The 16499-nt window shown below is 65.2% G+C and carries 12 protein-coding genes; 9 read left to right on the forward strand and 3 right to left on the reverse strand.

The annotated features are described in order from the left end of the window. Window positions 1-12: 12 nt before the first annotated feature. From ACDA63_RS04020 to ACDA63_RS04045, 6 genes are all read left to right on the forward strand, one after another. Window positions 13-804, forward strand: coding sequence for an SDR family NAD(P)-dependent oxidoreductase (locus tag ACDA63_RS04020; protein ID WP_373661894.1), 792 nt, complete (start codon window positions 13-15; stop codon window positions 802-804). Between the two features lie 71 nt (window positions 805-875). Then, window positions 876-2351, forward strand: coding sequence for an allantoinase AllB (gene allB, locus ACDA63_RS04025; RefSeq protein ID WP_373661895.1), 1476 nt, complete (start codon window positions 876-878; stop codon window positions 2349-2351). Window positions 2352-2382: 31 nt separating this feature from the next. Then, a complete protein-coding gene (locus ACDA63_RS04030) occupies window positions 2383-3252 on the forward strand; it encodes an ABC transporter ATP-binding protein (RefSeq protein ID WP_373661896.1) in 870 nt (289 codons plus the stop codon). Continuing rightward, entirely contained in the window at window positions 3249-4043 is a 795-nt protein-coding gene (locus tag ACDA63_RS04035; protein WP_373661897.1) for an ABC transporter permease, read from the forward strand. The genes ACDA63_RS04030 and ACDA63_RS04035 overlap by 4 nt, the downstream gene beginning before the upstream one ends. A 19-nt stretch (window positions 4044-4062) precedes the next feature. Further along, the gene (locus ACDA63_RS04040) at window positions 4063-4653 is read left to right on the forward strand and encodes a TIGR00730 family Rossman fold protein (protein ID WP_373661898.1); all 591 of its coding nucleotides are present in this window, start codon (window positions 4063-4065) and stop codon (window positions 4651-4653) included. Between the two features lie 27 nt (window positions 4654-4680). After that, window positions 4681-5091 carry a DUF3830 family protein gene (locus ACDA63_RS04045; RefSeq protein WP_373661899.1) on the forward strand — a complete coding sequence of 137 codons (411 nt, stop codon included), beginning with the start codon at window positions 4681-4683 and terminating at the stop codon, window positions 5089-5091. Between the two features lie 153 nt (window positions 5092-5244). Here the strand turns inward: ACDA63_RS04045 and ACDA63_RS04050 are convergent, their stop codons facing one another. Further along, entirely contained in the window at window positions 5245-8421 is a 3177-nt protein-coding gene (locus ACDA63_RS04050) for an autotransporter outer membrane beta-barrel domain-containing protein (RefSeq protein ID WP_373661900.1), read from the reverse strand. Between the two features lie 496 nt (window positions 8422-8917). Beyond that, window positions 8918-9871 (reverse strand): LysR family transcriptional regulator, encoded by a 954-nt coding sequence (locus tag ACDA63_RS04055; protein ID WP_373661901.1) that lies wholly within the window; start codon window positions 9869-9871, stop codon window positions 8918-8920. Between the two features lie 101 nt (window positions 9872-9972). On the opposite strand from ACDA63_RS04055, the gene ACDA63_RS04060 reads away from it, so the two are divergent. The 3 genes from ACDA63_RS04060 (at window position 9973) to ACDA63_RS04070 (ending at window position 15134) form a co-directional block, all read left to right on the forward strand. Beyond that, entirely contained in the window at window positions 9973-11190 is a 1218-nt protein-coding gene (locus ACDA63_RS04060; protein ID WP_373661902.1) for an MFS transporter, read from the forward strand. 148 nt (window positions 11191-11338) lie between these two features. Beyond that, on the forward strand, window positions 11339-14188 hold the full coding sequence (locus ACDA63_RS04065; RefSeq protein ID WP_373661903.1) for an autotransporter outer membrane beta-barrel domain-containing protein: 2850 nt from the start codon (window positions 11339-11341) through the stop codon (window positions 14186-14188). A gap of 121 nt (window positions 14189-14309) precedes the next feature. Further along, entirely contained in the window at window positions 14310-15134 is an 825-nt protein-coding gene (locus ACDA63_RS04070) for a lysophospholipase (protein ID WP_373661904.1), read from the forward strand. Between the two features lie 9 nt (window positions 15135-15143). On the opposite strand, the gene gorA is transcribed toward ACDA63_RS04070, so the two are convergent. Next, window positions 15144-16499 (reverse strand): glutathione-disulfide reductase, encoded by a 1356-nt coding sequence (gene gorA, locus ACDA63_RS04075; protein ID WP_373661905.1) that lies wholly within the window; start codon window positions 16497-16499, stop codon window positions 15144-15146.

Below are 16499 nucleotides of genomic sequence, written 5' to 3' on the forward strand. Positions count from 1 at the left end.
GGAGACGACAAGATGGATCTCGGACTCAAAGACAAGGTTGTTCTCATCACCGGCCCGGCCAAGGGCATGGGCAGCGCGGTGAGTCTGGCATTCGCCCGCGAGGGTGCAAGGCTGGTGCTGGTCGGGCGTGACCTGGCCGCCATCGAACCGGTGGCGACCGAGGCCCGCGCGCTGGGTGTCGATGCGATCGTGCTGGCCTGCGACATCACGCGCGGTGAGCAGGTCGCCACGATGACGCGTCACGCGCTCGAACACTTCGGTCGTGTCGACGTGCTGGTCAACGTGGCCGGCGGGTCCGGCCCCATCGGCAAGACTGGCTGGGAAACCACGCAGGACGAGTTCGAGCAGATCGTGCAGCTCAATATGACCGGTTGCTTCAACACCATGCAGGCCGTGTTGCCGGGAATGATCGAGCGGCGCAGCGGCAAGGTGGTGAATGTCGGCGGCACGTTCGGCATGCGTGGGCGGGCGGGGCGCATGGCGTACTCGGCCAGCAAATGGGGCCTGCGCGGCATCACCAAGAGCTTTGCGCTCGAAGCCGGCCCCCACGGCATCAACGTCAACTGCGTGGCGCCCGGCATGGTCGACGGCCCGCGCTTCCGCGAAAAAGTGTGCGCGAACATGGCGCAGAAACTCGGCATCAGCGTTGAAGAAGCCATGGAACGCCACGCGCAGGACTACGCACTGCGTCGCGTTTCGACCGACCAGGACGTCGCTAACGCCTGCCTGTTCCTCGCCAGCGACGTTTCGCGCCAGATCACCGGTGTCGACCTGCCCGTCGATGGCGGCTGGGCCATGCTGTGAGCATGCGCACCACCCCCACCCCTCGTACCCCCGCCGTGTGCGGGGCATGACAGTAGATATAGAGAATCCACATGCCTACAGTTGATCTCGTCATTCGCGGCGGCAGGGTCGTATCGCCAGACGCCATCATCGAAGCTTCGGTCGCCATCGACGGCGGCAAGATCGTTGCCGTCGGCCACGACGACCTCATGCCCGCCGGCCGCGAAGAATTCCGCGCCGATGGCAAATACCTGTTGCCGGGCGCCATCGATAGCCACGTGCACTTTCGCGATCCGGGCTATCCGCACAAGGAAACCTGGGCCACCGGTTCGGCAGCGGCGGCGTGCGGTGGCGTGACGACGGTGTTCGACATGCCCAACACCAAGCCCGCGACCGGCACGGTCGAAGCGCTGCAGATGAAGCTGCGCGCGGCCGAGGCGTCGTATGTCGACTTCGGTATTCACGCATTGCTCGGCGACGACACCGTGGAGCGCCTGGAAGACCTGCTCGACAACGGCGCGACGAGCTTCAAGGCTTTCGTCGGCAACACCTTCGGCAACCTGCCCGCGCCGACCGACGGCGCGTTGCTGGAGGCGTTCGAAATTCTCGCGCCGCTTGGCATCCGCACCGTGGTGCATGCCGAAAACTCTTCGATCATGGCGCGCCGCCAGCAGCGCATGAGCGCGGCCGGCCGCATCGATGCACAGGCACATCTGGCTGCCCGGCCGGAGGTCTGCGAGATCGAAGCGGTGAGCCGCATCATTCATTTTTCGGAGTGGACCGGTGCGCGCGTGCACATCGCCCACAAAAGCTCGGCCGATGCGCTGTGGCTGGTGCGCGAGGCCAAGGCGCGCGGCGTCGACATCACCGTCGAGACCTGCCCGCAATACCTGCTGCTCAACACCAGCGACGTGCTGCGCCTGGGCGGTGTGCTGCGCCTGAATCCGCCCATCCGCGATGCGCGTCACAACCAGCCGCTGTGGGATGCGCTCATGGACGGCACGGTCGACATGATCGCCACCGACCACGCGCCGCACGCCATCGAAGAAAAGGTGCGCGAGAACATCTGGGAATGCGACTGCGGCTTCCCCGGCGTCGAGACGCAGATGGCGCTGATGCTGTCGGAAGTGAACAAGGGCCGCGCCTCGCTCAGGGACTACGTCGGCTGGAGCGCGGTGGCGCCCGCCAAGGCGTGGGGTCTGTATGGCACCAAGGGTGTGATCGCCACGGGTGCGCATGCCGACATCGCCATCGTCGACATGGACCGCCGTGGTGTGCTGTCGCACGGCAAGCTGCAAACCATCAGCAAGCTGTCGCCGTGGAATGGCCGGTCGGTGCAGGGTTACCCGCTGCACACGCTGGTGCGCGGCCGGTTCGTCATGCGCGACGGCCAATTGGTTGCCGATGCGCGCGGCTGGGGCAAGTCGGTCAAGGGCATCCAGAAGATGCCTAGGCCGCAACCGCGCAACGTCGACGCGGCCATGAAGAACATCCTCAAGGCGCCCGCCGGGGCTCCGCAGAACGCGCTGCCGCAGGTCGATGCGGTAACGCCCGCCGATGCGCGATGAGTCGCACCCACCAGCCCGGAGGCACCCAGCCATGACCCGCTCCCTCATCGAACTCTCGGACGTCACGCTGCGCTACGGCAGCAGCGACAATCCCGAGGCCACATTGGCATTGGCGCGCACGGATCTCGTCATCGACGAAGGCGACTTCGTTGCACTGGTGGGCCCCAGCGGCTGCGGCAAGTCCACGATTCTGAAATTGATCGGCGGCCTGCTGGCGCCGAGTTCGGGCGGCGTCATCGTGAACGGCCGCGAGGTGGGCGACCCGCGTCGCGCACGCATCGGGCTGGCTTTTCAGAATCCGACCATGCTGCCGTGGCTGACGATCCGCGACAACGTGATGATGCCGCTGAAGATCGTCGAGCCCTTCCGGCACGAATACCGCGCGAAGAAGAAAGGCGAATTCGCCGAACGCGCAGAAGCGCTGCTGGCTGCGGTGGGGCTCAAGGGTTTTGGCAACAAGCGCCCGTGGCAACTCTCGGGCGGCATGTTGCAGCGGGCCTCGCTGTGCCGTGCGCTGATCCACGAACCGCAACTGCTGCTGCTGGACGAACCGTTTGGCGCGCTCGATCAATTCACGCGCGAAGAACTGTGGGCGACCTTGCAGCAGTTGTGGATGGACAAGCGCCCGACCGTGCTGCTGGTGACGCACGATCTGCGCGAAGCGGCCTACCTGGCCAATCGCATCTGCGTGATGAGCGCGCGCCCCGGTCGCATCCTCGAGGATCGCGTGGTGGACTTCCCCCGCCCGCGCAACGTCGAGATGAGTTACGCGCCGGCGTTCTCCGAACTCGTGCAGGCCTTGCGCATGCGTATCGCCGAAGCACGCGCGCCGGTATCGCCCGCCGTTGCCGCCGCACCTGCCACGCCGACTCTCGAACCCGCTGAACAAGAGGCCGCATGATGACCGCGCTTACTTCTCTTTCGCCCCGTCTGCGCCAGCGCCTGCTGTCGGGCGTGGCCATTGTGATGCTCTTCGTCGTGTGGGAGGCGGTGTGTGTCGGCTTTGGCATCTCCAACATCGTGCTGCCGCGTCCGAGCGAGATCTTCGTCGTGCTGGTGCAAAAGCTGCCGCTGCTGTGGCCGCACGCCATGCAGACGCTCTACACCACGCTGCTGGGTTTTGCGCTGGGCACGCTGGCCGGCGTGCTCATCGGCGCACTGATCGGCGTGAGCCGCCTGGCCTACGACGTGGCATACCCGATTCTGGTGGGCTTCTCGTCGATCCCCAAGGTGGCGGTGGTGCCGATCTTTGTCGTGTGGTTCGGCGCCGGCACGGTGCCGGCCGTGCTCACGTCGATGGTGATCTGCATGTTCCCGGTGGTGGTGAACGTGGCCACAGGCCTTGCGCATACCGAACCCGAATTGCAGGACGTACTCAAGGTACTGGGTGCGCGCAAGCTCGACATCCTGTGGAACGTGGGCCTGCCACGCACGCTGCCGTATCTGTTCGCTTCGCTCAAGATCGCGCTCACGCTGGCTTTCGTTGGGACGGTGCTGTCCGAGACGGTGGCCGCGAACAAAGGCATCGGCAACATGATGATGATCGCCAGCGGCAACTTCGATGTGCCGCTCGTCTTTGCCGGTCTGTTCATCCTCGCCGCGATGGGCGTGGCACTCTATGCCCTTTCCGCGCTGCTCGAACGCCGCATGACCGGCTGGGCGCAACGCGGCAACGACATCGCCACGGTCTGAGAGAAAGGAAACACCCGTTATGAAACTGCGCAGCGTCGCCGTCTACTGCGGCTCCAACTTCGGTATTTCGCCCATCTACGCCGAGGGCGCCCGCGCCTTGGGCGCCACGCTGGCCGGACTGGGTATCACGTTGATCTACGGGGGCACCCACAAGGGCCTGATGGGCGTGGTGGCCGACGCCGCACTCGCCGCTGGCGGCAAGGTGCACGGCGTCATCAGCCGTCGTCTGTTCGAGCGGGGGCACCTGCACGGCGGACTCACGCAGCACGAGATCACGCCCGACATGCGCAGCCGCAAGGCGCGCATGGCCGAGCTGGCCGATGGATTCATCGCGCTGCCCGGTGGCCTGGGTACGCTGGAAGAACTCTTCGAAGTCGCCACGCTGACGCAACTGGGCGACCACGTGAAGCCCAGTGGCGTGCTCAACATCAATGGCTTCTACGATCCGATGCGGGCAATGCTGGAAAACATGGCGCGCGAAGAATTCATGCGCATGGAACACGTCGACATGATCCACATCGACGCCGACCCCGGCCGCCTGATCGACCGCATGGAAACCTGGGAGATGCCGACGGTTGAAAAGTGGTTCCCCACGAAGCCCGCTGCCTGATTCATTCACGACAACAACATACGCACCATGACCCGACTCCGTATCCGCGCCGGTGGTTTTGATTTCATCGCCGAAACGCACCCTGACGCACCGCAGACCGTCGCCGCCTTCCTCAAGCTGCTGCCGTATCGCCAGAAGCTCATCCACGTCCGCTGGAGCGGCGAAGGCTGCTGGATTCCGATGGGCGATTTTCAGCTCGGCGTTGCTTACGAGAACCACACCAGCCACCCGTCCGTGGGCGACGTGTTGTTCTACCCGGGCGGCTACAGCGAGACCGAAATCATCCTGGCCTACGGTGCGTGTTCGTTCTCCAGCAAGCTGGGGCAGCTCGCTGGCAATCACTTCCTGACCATTGTGGAAGGCAAGGAGAATCTGCGCGCACTGGGCATGAAATGCCTGTGGGAAGGCGCGCAGGACGTGGCTTTCGAAGAAGCCTGAGCAACATCGACGCTGGCCATGCCGGCCATCCAGGTCCTTTCCGTGCTGCGCCCTGTTTCCGGCCAGAGCCGACCCGCCGGTCGAAAAAAAGCCGTACCGATGACAGGCACCGGTACGGCTTGGGAGTGACGGGAGATCGCCGTCGTTGAAACGCTAGAAGAGGTACTTGACGCCGACCATGGCCTGGGTGGAATCGTAGCCGTTGTCACCGCCCTGGTAGCTGACGTTGCCCCACAGGTTGAGGCGTTGCGTCGCCTGGGCTTCCACACCGACCTTGATTTCACCGACGTTGCGCGCGCCACGCATGGCGTTCTTGTCGTCGTTCATGAAGACGGCGAAGTCCTTGGTGTTGTGGATCCAGTTCACTTCCACGAACGGCTGGAACCTGCGGTCCGTGGCCGTGGCGTGCGCGCGCACGCCCAGGCGCGTCATCAGGTTGCCGTCGCCATCGCCGCGCACGCGGGTGCCGTTGTACTCGGTGTGCTCGTCGGCGCTCACGCCCATCCACACCACCTGCGCCTTCGGGCTCAGCCACCATGTCGTGTCATTGCTCTGCCCAAGGCGGAAGGTGTAGCCGGTTTCGATGGAGGCCGTCAGACCGTCCGACTTATACGTCTCTGATTCGAGCGCCTGACCGCTGACCTTGTTGTCGAACCAGCTGTACTGCGCCCAGGTGTCCACGTACAGACCGGTCTTGTCGACCTTGTTGGCGTACCACGTGCCGTACAGGCCGATGCTGTAGCCGTCGACTTCGCCGCGCGAGCTGTAGCCGGTGATCGACGACTGGCTCTTGCTGCGGGCGCTGCCGTAGCCGCCCATCACGCCGAGGTGCCAGCGGTCCAGCCCGTCGCTGCTCCACTGCGCCAGGTCGCCACCGACCTGCAGCACGTAGCGATGACTCTTGGTGTCGAGCTGGCCCGAGGCGTCGCCGAAGTTGCCCTCGCCGCCCTCTGCACGGGCCCACATGCTGGTGACTTTCTTCTCGCCGGTCAGCACGTCGGTGTATTGCGTCTCGCCCAGGCGATCGTGCAGACGCGTCATGAACATCGTGTTGGCGGCGGCCAGGTTGGCGATGTAGCTGGCGGATTCCGGACGGTTGACATGTATCGGGTCCGGTTCCGGGTCGGGCGTGACGCCGGGATCGGGGTCCGGGTCGGGCGTGATACCCGGATCAGGATCGGGGTCCGGTTCCGGATCGGGATCCGGATCGGGATCCGGCGTTACGCCCGGATCGTTCAGCAGGCTCGTCAAATACCAGTTCTTGTTCTTGTTGACGATCGAGTAGTCGTAGCTGCCCGCAACGATGCGCGTGCCATCCAGCTTCTGGAAGACGCCGTTCGAATCGCCCTCGACGTTGACGATCTCGATGCCTTCGACGGTCTGCGCGCCGGCGCCGCCGATGTTGTTGATGACCACGTTGGTGGTGCCGGACGTGGAGCCCTTGACCACCAGCTTGTCGGTCTTCGACGTGTCGTCGCCCAGCACGGTGTTCATGGCCATCACGCCGCCGTCGCCTTCGTAATCGCCGGCAACGGTCAGCGTGGTCGGTACGAAGGCCGCTGCATCGCTGGTGTCGGCCGGCGTGGCGAAGTTGATGCGTGCGTTGGACAGGCGCAGGTTGGAGACGACCGAGCTGTCGGTCATGTTCCACACGCTGTTCGTCGCCATGTTCATGTTGACGGTGCCGGCGTTGGCGTCGTCCCTGGCGCCGGTGGCGTCGTACTCGCTCGAATTGACGACACCGGTGAGCACGCTGCCGTTGGCCAGGGCCACCGTGGCCGTGCCCGTCGTCGCAGCGCTGACGTTGCCGGTCATGGTGCTGCCGTTGTCCAGCGTCAGGTTCAGCGCGCCCTGGTCGCTGGCGCTGGCGTCGCCGATGTACGTGCTGGCGTTGTCGAGCGTGGCGTCGACGGTGCCCAGGCCGGTGGCGCTGGTGTTGCCCGTGAACTGGCTGGCGGCGCTCAATGCGAAGGTCACCGCGCCTTCGGTCTGCGCGCTGACGTTACCTTCGGCCGAGCTGGCGTCGAGGCTCACGTCGACCGTGCCCTGGTTCGAGGCCGTGACGTCGCCATCGAGCTGGCTGCCGGAATCCAGTTGCAGGGTGACGCCACCGCCAGAGGCCGTGGTGTTGCCGGTCAGCGCGCTGGCTTCGGACAATGCCAGTGAAATCGCTCCCGCCGACGAGGCGTTGAGATTGCCCGTGTACTGGCCTGCCGTCGCCATCGTCATGTCGATGGTTGCGGCGTTCGTCGCAGTGGCGTTGCCCGTGACGCTGCTGCTGCGCAGGGTCGCGTCATCGGCCGAGCCGGTCTGGATCATGTTGAGCGCGACCTTGCCCTGCTGATCCGCCGTGATGTTGCCGGTGATGTTGAATGTGCCGGCGGTGGCCGTGTCCGTGCCGGCGTCGTACGAGTGCACGACCGTGCCTTCGCCGGTCGCCGAGATGGCGTTCGACTTGGCGCCCTTGACGGTGATGGTCGCACCGCCGAGCAACTCGATCTTGCCGGCTTCGAGATTGACCGTGGTGCCCTTCTCGGCGTGCAGCCCGTCGGCCGCTGTCGTCGAAGAGGTGCTGTTGGTATTCACCGTGACGTTGTCGCCGAGCACCACGCGCCCGCCCTTGTTGACGAACACGGCGTGCGCGGCCGAACCGTTGGTGGTGATCGTGCTGTCTTCGCCGATCTCTACGATCGCCTGACCAAGCTGAATGGTGTCCTCCGACGTGCCGTCGCCGGGTCCGTTACGGTTACCGGCGTACACGGCATAACCTTCACCGCTGGTCGTGTTGCTGCCGGTCGTATTGGTGGTGATCGTAGCGCCCTTGCCGATCTCAATGCGGTTGACGATGCTGTCGCGGTCGCCGAGATTGGCGCGCACGCCCATGCCGTATTGCGAGGTGATCGTCGCGTCGTCACCGACGACCACCGTCATCGAACCCGAGCCATAGCCGACATTGATGCCGTCGCTGGAAATGCCCTTGGCAATGAGCTGGGCATTGTTGCCGATGACGATCGAGGCGTTCACGTTGGCCCCGGCCTTCGTCATGACAACGTCGTTGCCTGTGAAGAGGCCGAAGACCGCCGTGCCGACAAAATTGTCGCCGACGACGATGCCGGTGCTCAGGTCGCCCGGAACGCCGTTGTTGGCGTTCTTGTAGAGGACCGCGCCCTGGTAGCCACCCTTGCTGGCGCCGGTAACGTTGAGATTGTCACCGTAGTTGCCATTGCCATAGATGGCCTGGGCGAATACCGGCGCCGCCAGCAGCGTCGCGCCGAGTGCGAGGGATACGTTGATGGATAGAGTGGAAATCTTCGTCTTGCAGCGTGACATAAGACACTTTCCTGAACTGAATGGAGATCGCCGCGCGGGTGATGATTTTTCGTCTGCGGGTTAGCGTTAAACATCGAATCAGTACGATGTTGACCCGGCCGAATCCGGCGCATACAGACAAAGCCTGCGACAGACACTGAAAATACTTCGGCAGTGCACTGTCACGTGGGAGCCCCACCGCGAGGCACGTGCGGCACAGTATGGAGACGCGAAACATCAGCGTCTTTCGGGAAAATCTTTAGCGGGTGGTAGGGAATGTCGCAGGTGTTATAAATAAGCGTGACCCTGCTCAATTTCTGATCAGAATCTGTGCGATTCTTGGAGATTGGCACCCGCAATGGGTGCACATGTTTCGCAGGAGTGTGTTCGGGATTATTCCGTTCGAATAGTCTCGATCCGGCTATTGGGTAAGACGCGGCCTATCCGTCAATCTGCCCCTGCATGGCATGGAGTCCGACACGCCACATGGCGGTGGCATCGATTGGGCCAGCCGGTATCAGCGGCGAACGTCGCTCGCCCGACTCGGCGCACGCACGCCCGACAGCGTCGGCATATGGGCGCGGATGATGTCGGCGAAGGCGCGCAGGCGGGCCGGGTAGAAACGGGCCTGCGGATAGACGAGGTAGACCGGCAGCGGCAAGGCGGACCACTCGGGCGCGATGTGGACGAGGTCGCCACGGCGCAGGTCGTCGCGCACGACCCAGGCCGACACGATGCCCACGCCCAGCCCGCCGATGGCGGCGTTGCGCAGCGCGTAGAGGCTGTCGGTACTCATGCGCGGCCGGATGGCAAAGCGCGCCTCCTCGCCCGAGGGCGCATGCGTCAGTTGCACTTCGTCGCGGTAATACGTGCGCAGGGCCAGCCACGGGAGGTGTTCGAGTTCGCTGGCGCGTGTGGGTGGGTCGTTCGGTCCCCACAGGCCGGGGCGGGCGACGACGATGCGTGGCACCTCGGCCAGCCGGATCGCGACCAGGCTCGGGTCGTTCACCGTGCCGACCCGGATGGCGCAATCGATGCCGTCGGCGATGAAGTCGGGCTGCCGGTCGTGCAGCAGCCACTCGACGGATACCTCGGGGTGTTCGCGCAGGTACTCGGACAAGGGCGCGATGAGCTGTTCCTGTCCGAAGGCGTGCGGCACCACCACGCGCAGCGTGCCGCGCGGGGCGTCCTTGTCGTCGCGCAGGTCGGCCTCGATCGCCTGCCACGTCTCCAGCAGATTGCGCGCATGTTCGTAACAGCGTTCGCCTGCCTCGGTGAGCTTCATCGCGTGAGTCGAACGCTGCAGCAGGCGCAATCCGAGGGTCTGCTCCAGCAGCATCAGACGCCGACTGACGGTCGGTTGTGTCGTGCCGAGCAGGCGCGCGGCGGCCGACAGGCTGCCTGACTCGACGATGCGGATGAAGGTCTGGAGGAGTTCAAGCCGATCGGAAGTCGTTGTGGGTGCACTCATGCGTCAAGCGTATAACCGTTCTTCGAATGACGCTACTGCCAGCAGCGTTCATACGCGCCGAGAATGCGCCCCACCCCTCCTCCCATACACAGGTGAATGACATGAGTGCTTCTCACGCGATCCGCGCTGGCGGCGTGGCGCAAGCCAGCGATCTGCCCGCATCGCTGGTGCTGCTACTGGCGACCGGCGCCGGGCTGTCCGTGGCGTCGATCTATTACAGCCAGCCGCTGCTCGGCGGGCTGGGTGCGGACATCCACGCCAGCGCGCGCGCTGCCGGGTTCGTGCCGACACTGACTCAACTGGGCTACGCGCTCGGCATCCTGTTCCTCGCGCCCTTGGGCGATCGTTATGACCGCCGCAGCATCATTCTGCTCAAGGCGATCCTGTTGTGCTTGGCGCTACTCGGCGCGGCCGTGGCGCCTGGCATCGGGACGCTGTTGGCGGTGAGCCTGGTGATCGGGCTGGCGGCGACCATGGCGCAGGACATCGTGCCTGCCGCCGCCACGCTGGCGCCGGAAGTCCATCGCGGTCGCGTCGTCGGCACGGTGATGACCGGGCTGCTGCTTGGCATCCTGCTCTCGCGTGTGGTCAGCGGCGCGGTCGGGCAGATGTGGGGCTGGCGCACCGTGTATGCCGCGGCGGCGGTCCTGATTGCGTTGATTGCTGTAACGGCATGGCGTGGCCTGCCCCGCTTCAAGCCGACCACGCACCTGCATTACGGCGCGCTGATGGGATCGTTGGTCGACCTGTGGCGCAGGCACGCCGAACTGCGCCGCGCGGCGTGGGCACAAGGGCTGCTGTCAGTGGGCTTCAGCGCCTTCTGGTCGACGCTGGCGGTGATGCTGCACGACAGCTTCCAACTCGGCAGCGCAGCGGCGGGTGCGTTCGGTCTGGCGGGTGCGGCCGGTGCGTTGGCAGCCCCCCTGGCGGGGCGTCTTGCCGACCGGCGCGGCCCTGAACTCGTGACGCGCATCGGCACGGGCGTGGCGATGCTGTCCTTCGCGCTGATGGGGCTGGGGGTATTTCTGTCTGGTCCGGCGCAATTGTGCTTGATCGTGGCGTGCGCCATCGGCTTCGACTTCGGCGTGCAGGCCGCGCTCGTCGCGCACCAGACACTGGTCTACGGCATCGAACCTGCCGCCCGCAGCCGGCTCAATGCGCTGCTCTTCACCGGCATGTTCGTCGGCATGGCGAGCGGGGCCGCACTGGGTAGCCTGGTGTTCGCAAGTTGGGGCTGGCGCGGCATCGTCGTGCTCGCCACGGTGTCTGCCGGCGCGGCGTTGTCGGTGCGCTTGATGAAGCGGTTCGGCCGCGCGTGAGCGACTCGCACACCCGATGGTCGCCACCATGCAGATGCCATGCGCGGAGCGGCATGACAATCGGGCAATGCCGTAGCGCTGCAAAACGAGCGCTGTGCTATCACTAAGCGTGGAGGAGACACTAAACCGCGCTCTATGGATGGCACCCATGCGCTCAAATCGGACCAGTCCGCCGGGCTGGCGGCAGTGCAGTCCCGCGCTTGTCGGCCTGGGGTGCGTGGCGGCTTTGTCCGCACCCGCCCAAGCCCAGGTCGTGCTGCCAAGCAGCAGCGGCAGCACCGTTCAACTGAACAGTGCCTATCCGGGGCAGTCGCACTTCACGCTGCCGGCGGACGGGTTGATCACCAATACCGGCACCGCCATCCAGGGTGACAACTCTCAGGACTGGCAGCTCACCAACGACGGTTCGGTCGAGGCCAGCGGCAGCAATGCCAGTGGCGTGAAGCTGGGCAGTGCGCAGCTCAACGGTGCCAGCGTATTCAATTACGGCAACATCGCCACCAGCACCACCAGTTCAAACGGACCGGCCGGTGTCCAGTTCACCAACGGCGGCGTTGTCTACAACTACGTGGGCGGCACGATCAGCGGTGGTTCCGACGGCTTGCACACCGACCACGGATCGATCGGCGTATTCAACTATGGTTCGATCACCGCCTCGTCGCAATCGGGCATCTATAGCGGCGAGGGCGCCATCATCCACAACTATGCCGGCGCCACCATCAGCGGCAACTACGGCATCGTTTCCAACGGCAACGTGGACGTCGCCATCGTCAATGACGGCACCATTACCGCGCGGTCGAAAGTCATCTGGATGTATGGCGACGGCGAGGATTCGATCTACAACGGTCCCGCCGGGTTGATCCAGGGCGGTTCGACCTCGGACGCATCCATGGATCTGGCCAGCAACACCAGAGACAGCCAACTGCTCAATTACGGAAGGATCATCAATCCGCAGGGCACGACGATCTCCAGCCAGGTCAGCGGCCATACCTACATCAATGCCGGTCTCATTCAGGCGGCCGGTTCGGGCGTCGCCATCAAGATGACGGGCGACGACAACATCGTCTACAACCTCAATCAGCTCTCCAGCGATGCGACGGCGCTGTCATTCGTCGGCAACAACAACCTGTTGGTGCTGGGCCAGCAGATGGTGGTCGCGAAGACCGGCGAGACGGTTTCCGGCCCGGGCTCGGTCATCCATGGTGCGGTGACGAGCGATGGCGACAACCGCATCGCGTTGACCGATGACGGCAGCGCCGACAATACGTTCACCGGATTCAGCGCGCTCGAAATGAAAGGTCACGACTGGGTGCTGTCGAACGAGCTGGCACTTGCCAGCACCGGGAGCGACGCACTGCGCGTGAGCAGCGGCCGGCTGACGATCACGCAACGACTGACGACGGCGGGCGGCACGACCATCGATGACGGCGGCAGCCTACTGATCGCTCCGGGCGCCACAGTGATCAGCCCGGGCGGCGTGTCCAACGCCGGGGTGCTCGGTGGCTACGGGCAGATCGAGGCGGCCGTACTCAACACCGGCACGATCATGAGCGCCGATGCGGCGCCGGGCCTCGCCGGGCAAGGGGGCGGACAGTTCACGATCATCGGGGCTCTCGTCAACAACGGCAGCGTCGACCTGCGCGGCGCGCAACCGGGCAATCGTCTGCGCGTGGTAGGCAACTACGCCGGGCAGGGCACGCTGCAGATCCAGAGCGCATTGGGGGGCGACGACTCACCTACCGATCAATTGATCATCGATACCGGCCACGCCACCGGCGACACGGCCATCGTCGTCACCAACGCAGGCGGCACGGGTGCGCAGACGAGCAATGGCATCCGCATCGTGGCGCTCGAGCATGGGGCCACCTCCGCCGCCGACGCCTTCCACCTGGACGGCGCGGCGGTGGCCGGGCTGTACGACTACAGCCTGTATCGGAACGCCGCCGACCAGCAGTGGTATCTGTATTCGACGCAGACGCCGCCGGAACCTCCGCCGCCGACGCCGCCGGACCCGCCCGAGCCGCCCAGCCCTCCGACACCGCCCGCTCCGCCTCCCCAACCCAACTATCGGCCCGAGATCGGCGCCTACCTCGCCAACATCTATGCTGCCGCAACGATGTTCCGCCACGGCCTGTTCGACCGTACGGCGAACGCTGTGGGTACGGATGGCAGCCGCATCGGATGGGCGCGCATCGGCGGCGGGCATCGCGCGAGCCGCGCCTTCGATGGGCGCATGGACAACGACACCGACACCGCGCTGATCCACTTCGGGGCCGACGTGTGGCGCACGCCACTCAAAGGCGGGGACGAACTGCGCCTTGGTCTCATGGGTGGCTACGGCAACGCCGCATCGAGCACCAGCGCCTTGGGCAATCGTCGGCACTCCAACGGCACGGTGGATGGTTTTGGCGCGGGCGCATATGCCACGTGGTTTGCCAACGCCAATCGTCGCAGTGGCACCTATCTCGACGCATGGGCCATGTACGGCTGGCAGCGCAACAAGGTCGATGGCGATCACCTGTCGGAACAGACGTATCACTCGAACACGCTCAACGCATCGCTCGAAGCCGGCTACATCTGGGCGCCACAGCTCAGCAGGAACTGGTACGTCGTGCCGCAGGCGCAGGTGATGTGGAGCAACTACCGCAACGGCTCGCACACCGAATACAACACGGGTCTCCAGGTGAATGCCGACGACATCGGCGGATGGCTCAGCCGCTTCGGGGTGCGTGTCTTTGGCGATGTCACGCTCGCAAATGGCCCGGTCCTGCAACCGTATGTCGAGCTGAATTGGTTCTATGACGACGCGCGGTCCAGCGCTTCGTTCAACGGTACGTCCATCGCCATGGACAACACGCGCCAGATCGGCGACCTGAAGCTCGGCATCGCCGGTTACGTCGCGCCGCGACTGCAACTGTGGGGCGAGGCCAGCGTGCAGCAGGGCGGCAGCAGCTACCGAGGCTACGGCGGCATGCTGGGCGCGCGATATTCGTTCTGAGCTCCCCGACGTTCGGGCAGGCAGGCGGCCCAGGTCTCCGATGCATTGGGCGGCGGGTGCGGCGTTGTCTATCGTTCCTGAGTATGCCGGCGCGGCCGGCGACGACTGCGAGGGAGAAGCCATGCAGGAAGAACGCGTCGCAACGACAAAAGGACTGAGCCTGTTCGTGCGCTCGTGGCGGCCGGCAGACGCGCCGCGTGCCGCTGTCGTCATCTGCCACGGCGTCAAATCGCACAGCGGCTACTACTTCTGGACGGCCGCCCAACTGGCGGCGCGCGGTTTCGTGGTCTATGCACTCGATCTGCGCGGCCGGGGCAAATCCGACGGCGACCGCTTCTACCTCGAAGATTTTCACGACTACACCGACGACGTGCATGTCGTCATCCAGATGGCCAAGGCGCGCGATGCCGGCCTGCCCGTGTATCTGCTCGGGCACAGTGCGGGGGGCGTGGTGTCGTCGGTCTACGCGCTCGACTACCAAGCCGGGCTGGCGGGCCTGATCTGCGAGAGTTTCGCCTTCCAGGTCTACGCGCCCGACTTCGCGCTGGCCGCGCTCAAGGGGTTGAGCCACCTGGCGCCCCATGCGCACGTGCTCTATCTGAAGAACGAGGATTTCTCGCGCGACCCGGCGGTAGTCCGCTTCATGGACGAAGACCCGCTCATCGCGCACGAAGCACAGCCCACGCAGACGGTGGCGCAACTGGTGCTCGCCGACGAGCGCCTCAAGCGCGAATTCCCTTCGATCAAGCTACCGGTGCTGATCCTGCACGGCACGCTCGACAAGGTCACCAAGCCGGGCGGCAGCCAGTTCTTCTTCGATACCGCGGGCTCGCCGGACAAGACGCTCAAGCTCTACGAGGGCCACTTCCACGATCTGCTCAACGATGTCGGCCGCGAAGAGGTCATGGCCGACATCATCGAGTGGATCGAAGCGCGCCTGCCCTGAGGCGTCAGCTCAGCGCGCCTCGCGCAGCGTGATCAGTTCCTCGGCGATGGTCGGATGCAAGGGCAGCGTGCGCTGCAGGTCGGCCAGGGTGGCGCCCGCTGTGATGGCGATGGCGAAGGTCTGGATGATCTCGCTCGCGCAATCCGCCAGCAGATGGGCGCCGACAATGCGGTCGGTGTCGCCATCGACCAGCACCTTGATGAGCATGGTGTCGGTGTGGCCGGCAAATGCGTTGCGCATCGAACGCAGCCGGTCGCGGAATACGCGCAGATGCGGGTAGCGTTCGCGCGCGGCTTCTTCCGACAAGCCCACGGTGGCGGCTTCGGGCGTCGAGAACACCGCACGCGCGATCAGCGAATAGTCCACGCCGTGCGTGCCGCCGCCGAACAGGCGATCGGCAAGAAAATGTCCTTCGCGGATGGCCACAGGCGTGGCGTCCAGCCGGCCGGTCACGTCGCCGATGGCGTAGATCGACGGCACGCTGGTGCGGTTGTGCAGATCGGTGACGATGGCGCCGGCCTTGCCCTGCGCCACGCCGACGCGATCCAGGTTGAGGCCGGCCACGTTGGGGATGCGCCCGGTGGCCAGCATGACCGCGTCGCAGTCGTGTGTGTCGCCGTTGGAGAACGTGGCGCGCAGCGCGTCGCCATGGCGTTCGAGCCGTTCGATCTGCGTGTCGGACAACAGGCCGATGTGGCGCGTGCGATACGCGGCTTCGAGCGCCAGCGCGAGTTCCTCATCCATGCCCCGCAGCAGGTGCGGGCCGCGATAGGCCAGCGTCGCCTGCGCGCCGAAGCCTTTGAAGATGCCGGCGAACTCCACGGCAATGTAGCCGCTGCCGATGATCAGCACCCGGCGCGGCAGATCCGGCAGATGAAACACATCGTCCGAATTGATCGCCAGTTCGCGTCCGGCAAAGCGCGGTTCGTATGACGGGTGGCCGCCCGTTGCGATGAGGATGTGTTCGGCGGTAATGCGCTTTGCGCCCTCCGACAGCGACACGGTGTGCGCGTCTTCCAGCACCGCGCGGTGCGCGTGCACGGTGACACCGGCGCCGTTGAGCGTTTCGAGATACTTGCCGGAAAGCCGCGCGATCTCGACATCCTTGGCGCGGATGAATGAACCCCAGTCGAACGCCGCGCCCTGCACGTGCCAGCCGAACGCATCGGCTTCCGCAAGATCGCCGCCGAGACGGCTGGCCTGCACCATCAGCTTCTTCGGCACGCAGCCACGATTGACGCAGGTGCCGCCAAAGTCGGCCTGCTCGGCTATCGCCACGCGCGCACCGTGCCCGGCTGCGACGCGCGCCGCCCGTACCCCACCGGAGCCCGCCCCGATGACAAACAGATCGAAATCGTAGGCCAT

The organism is Uliginosibacterium sp. sgz301328 (assembly GCF_041807905.1).
Taxonomy (GTDB): Bacteria; Pseudomonadota; Gammaproteobacteria; order Burkholderiales; family Rhodocyclaceae; genus JBGVSA01.

What these genes read in the sequence shown, in the direction of transcription:
- ACDA63_RS04035 (WP_373661897.1), top strand. Translation starts at nt 3,249, where the DNA reads ATGATGACCGCGCTTACTTCTCTTTCGCCCCGTCTGCGCCAGCGCCTG.
- allB (WP_373661895.1), top strand. Translation starts at nt 876, where the DNA reads ATGCCTACAGTTGATCTCGTCATTCGCGGCGGCAGGGTCGTATCGCCA.
- ACDA63_RS04045 (WP_373661899.1), top strand. Translation starts at nt 4,681, where the DNA reads ATGACCCGACTCCGTATCCGCGCCGGTGGTTTTGATTTCATCGCCGAA.
- ACDA63_RS04055 (WP_373661901.1), bottom strand. Translation starts at nt 9,871, where the DNA reads ATGAGTGCACCCACAACGACTTCCGATCGGCTTGAACTCCTCCAGACC.
- gorA (WP_373661905.1), bottom strand. Translation starts at nt 16,499, where the DNA reads ATGGCCTACGATTTCGATCTGTTTGTCATCGGGGCGGGCTCCGGTGGG.
- ACDA63_RS04050 (WP_373661900.1), bottom strand. Translation starts at nt 8,421, where the DNA reads ATGTCACGCTGCAAGACGAAGATTTCCACTCTATCCATCAACGTATCC.
- ACDA63_RS04070 (WP_373661904.1), top strand. Translation starts at nt 14,310, where the DNA reads ATGCAGGAAGAACGCGTCGCAACGACAAAAGGACTGAGCCTGTTCGTG.
- ACDA63_RS04020 (WP_373661894.1), top strand. Translation starts at nt 13, where the DNA reads ATGGATCTCGGACTCAAAGACAAGGTTGTTCTCATCACCGGCCCGGCC.
- ACDA63_RS04040 (WP_373661898.1), top strand. Translation starts at nt 4,063, where the DNA reads ATGAAACTGCGCAGCGTCGCCGTCTACTGCGGCTCCAACTTCGGTATT.
- ACDA63_RS04065 (WP_373661903.1), top strand. Translation starts at nt 11,339, where the DNA reads ATGCGCTCAAATCGGACCAGTCCGCCGGGCTGGCGGCAGTGCAGTCCC.
- ACDA63_RS04030 (WP_373661896.1), top strand. Translation starts at nt 2,383, where the DNA reads ATGACCCGCTCCCTCATCGAACTCTCGGACGTCACGCTGCGCTACGGC.
- ACDA63_RS04060 (WP_373661902.1), top strand. Translation starts at nt 9,973, where the DNA reads ATGAGTGCTTCTCACGCGATCCGCGCTGGCGGCGTGGCGCAAGCCAGC.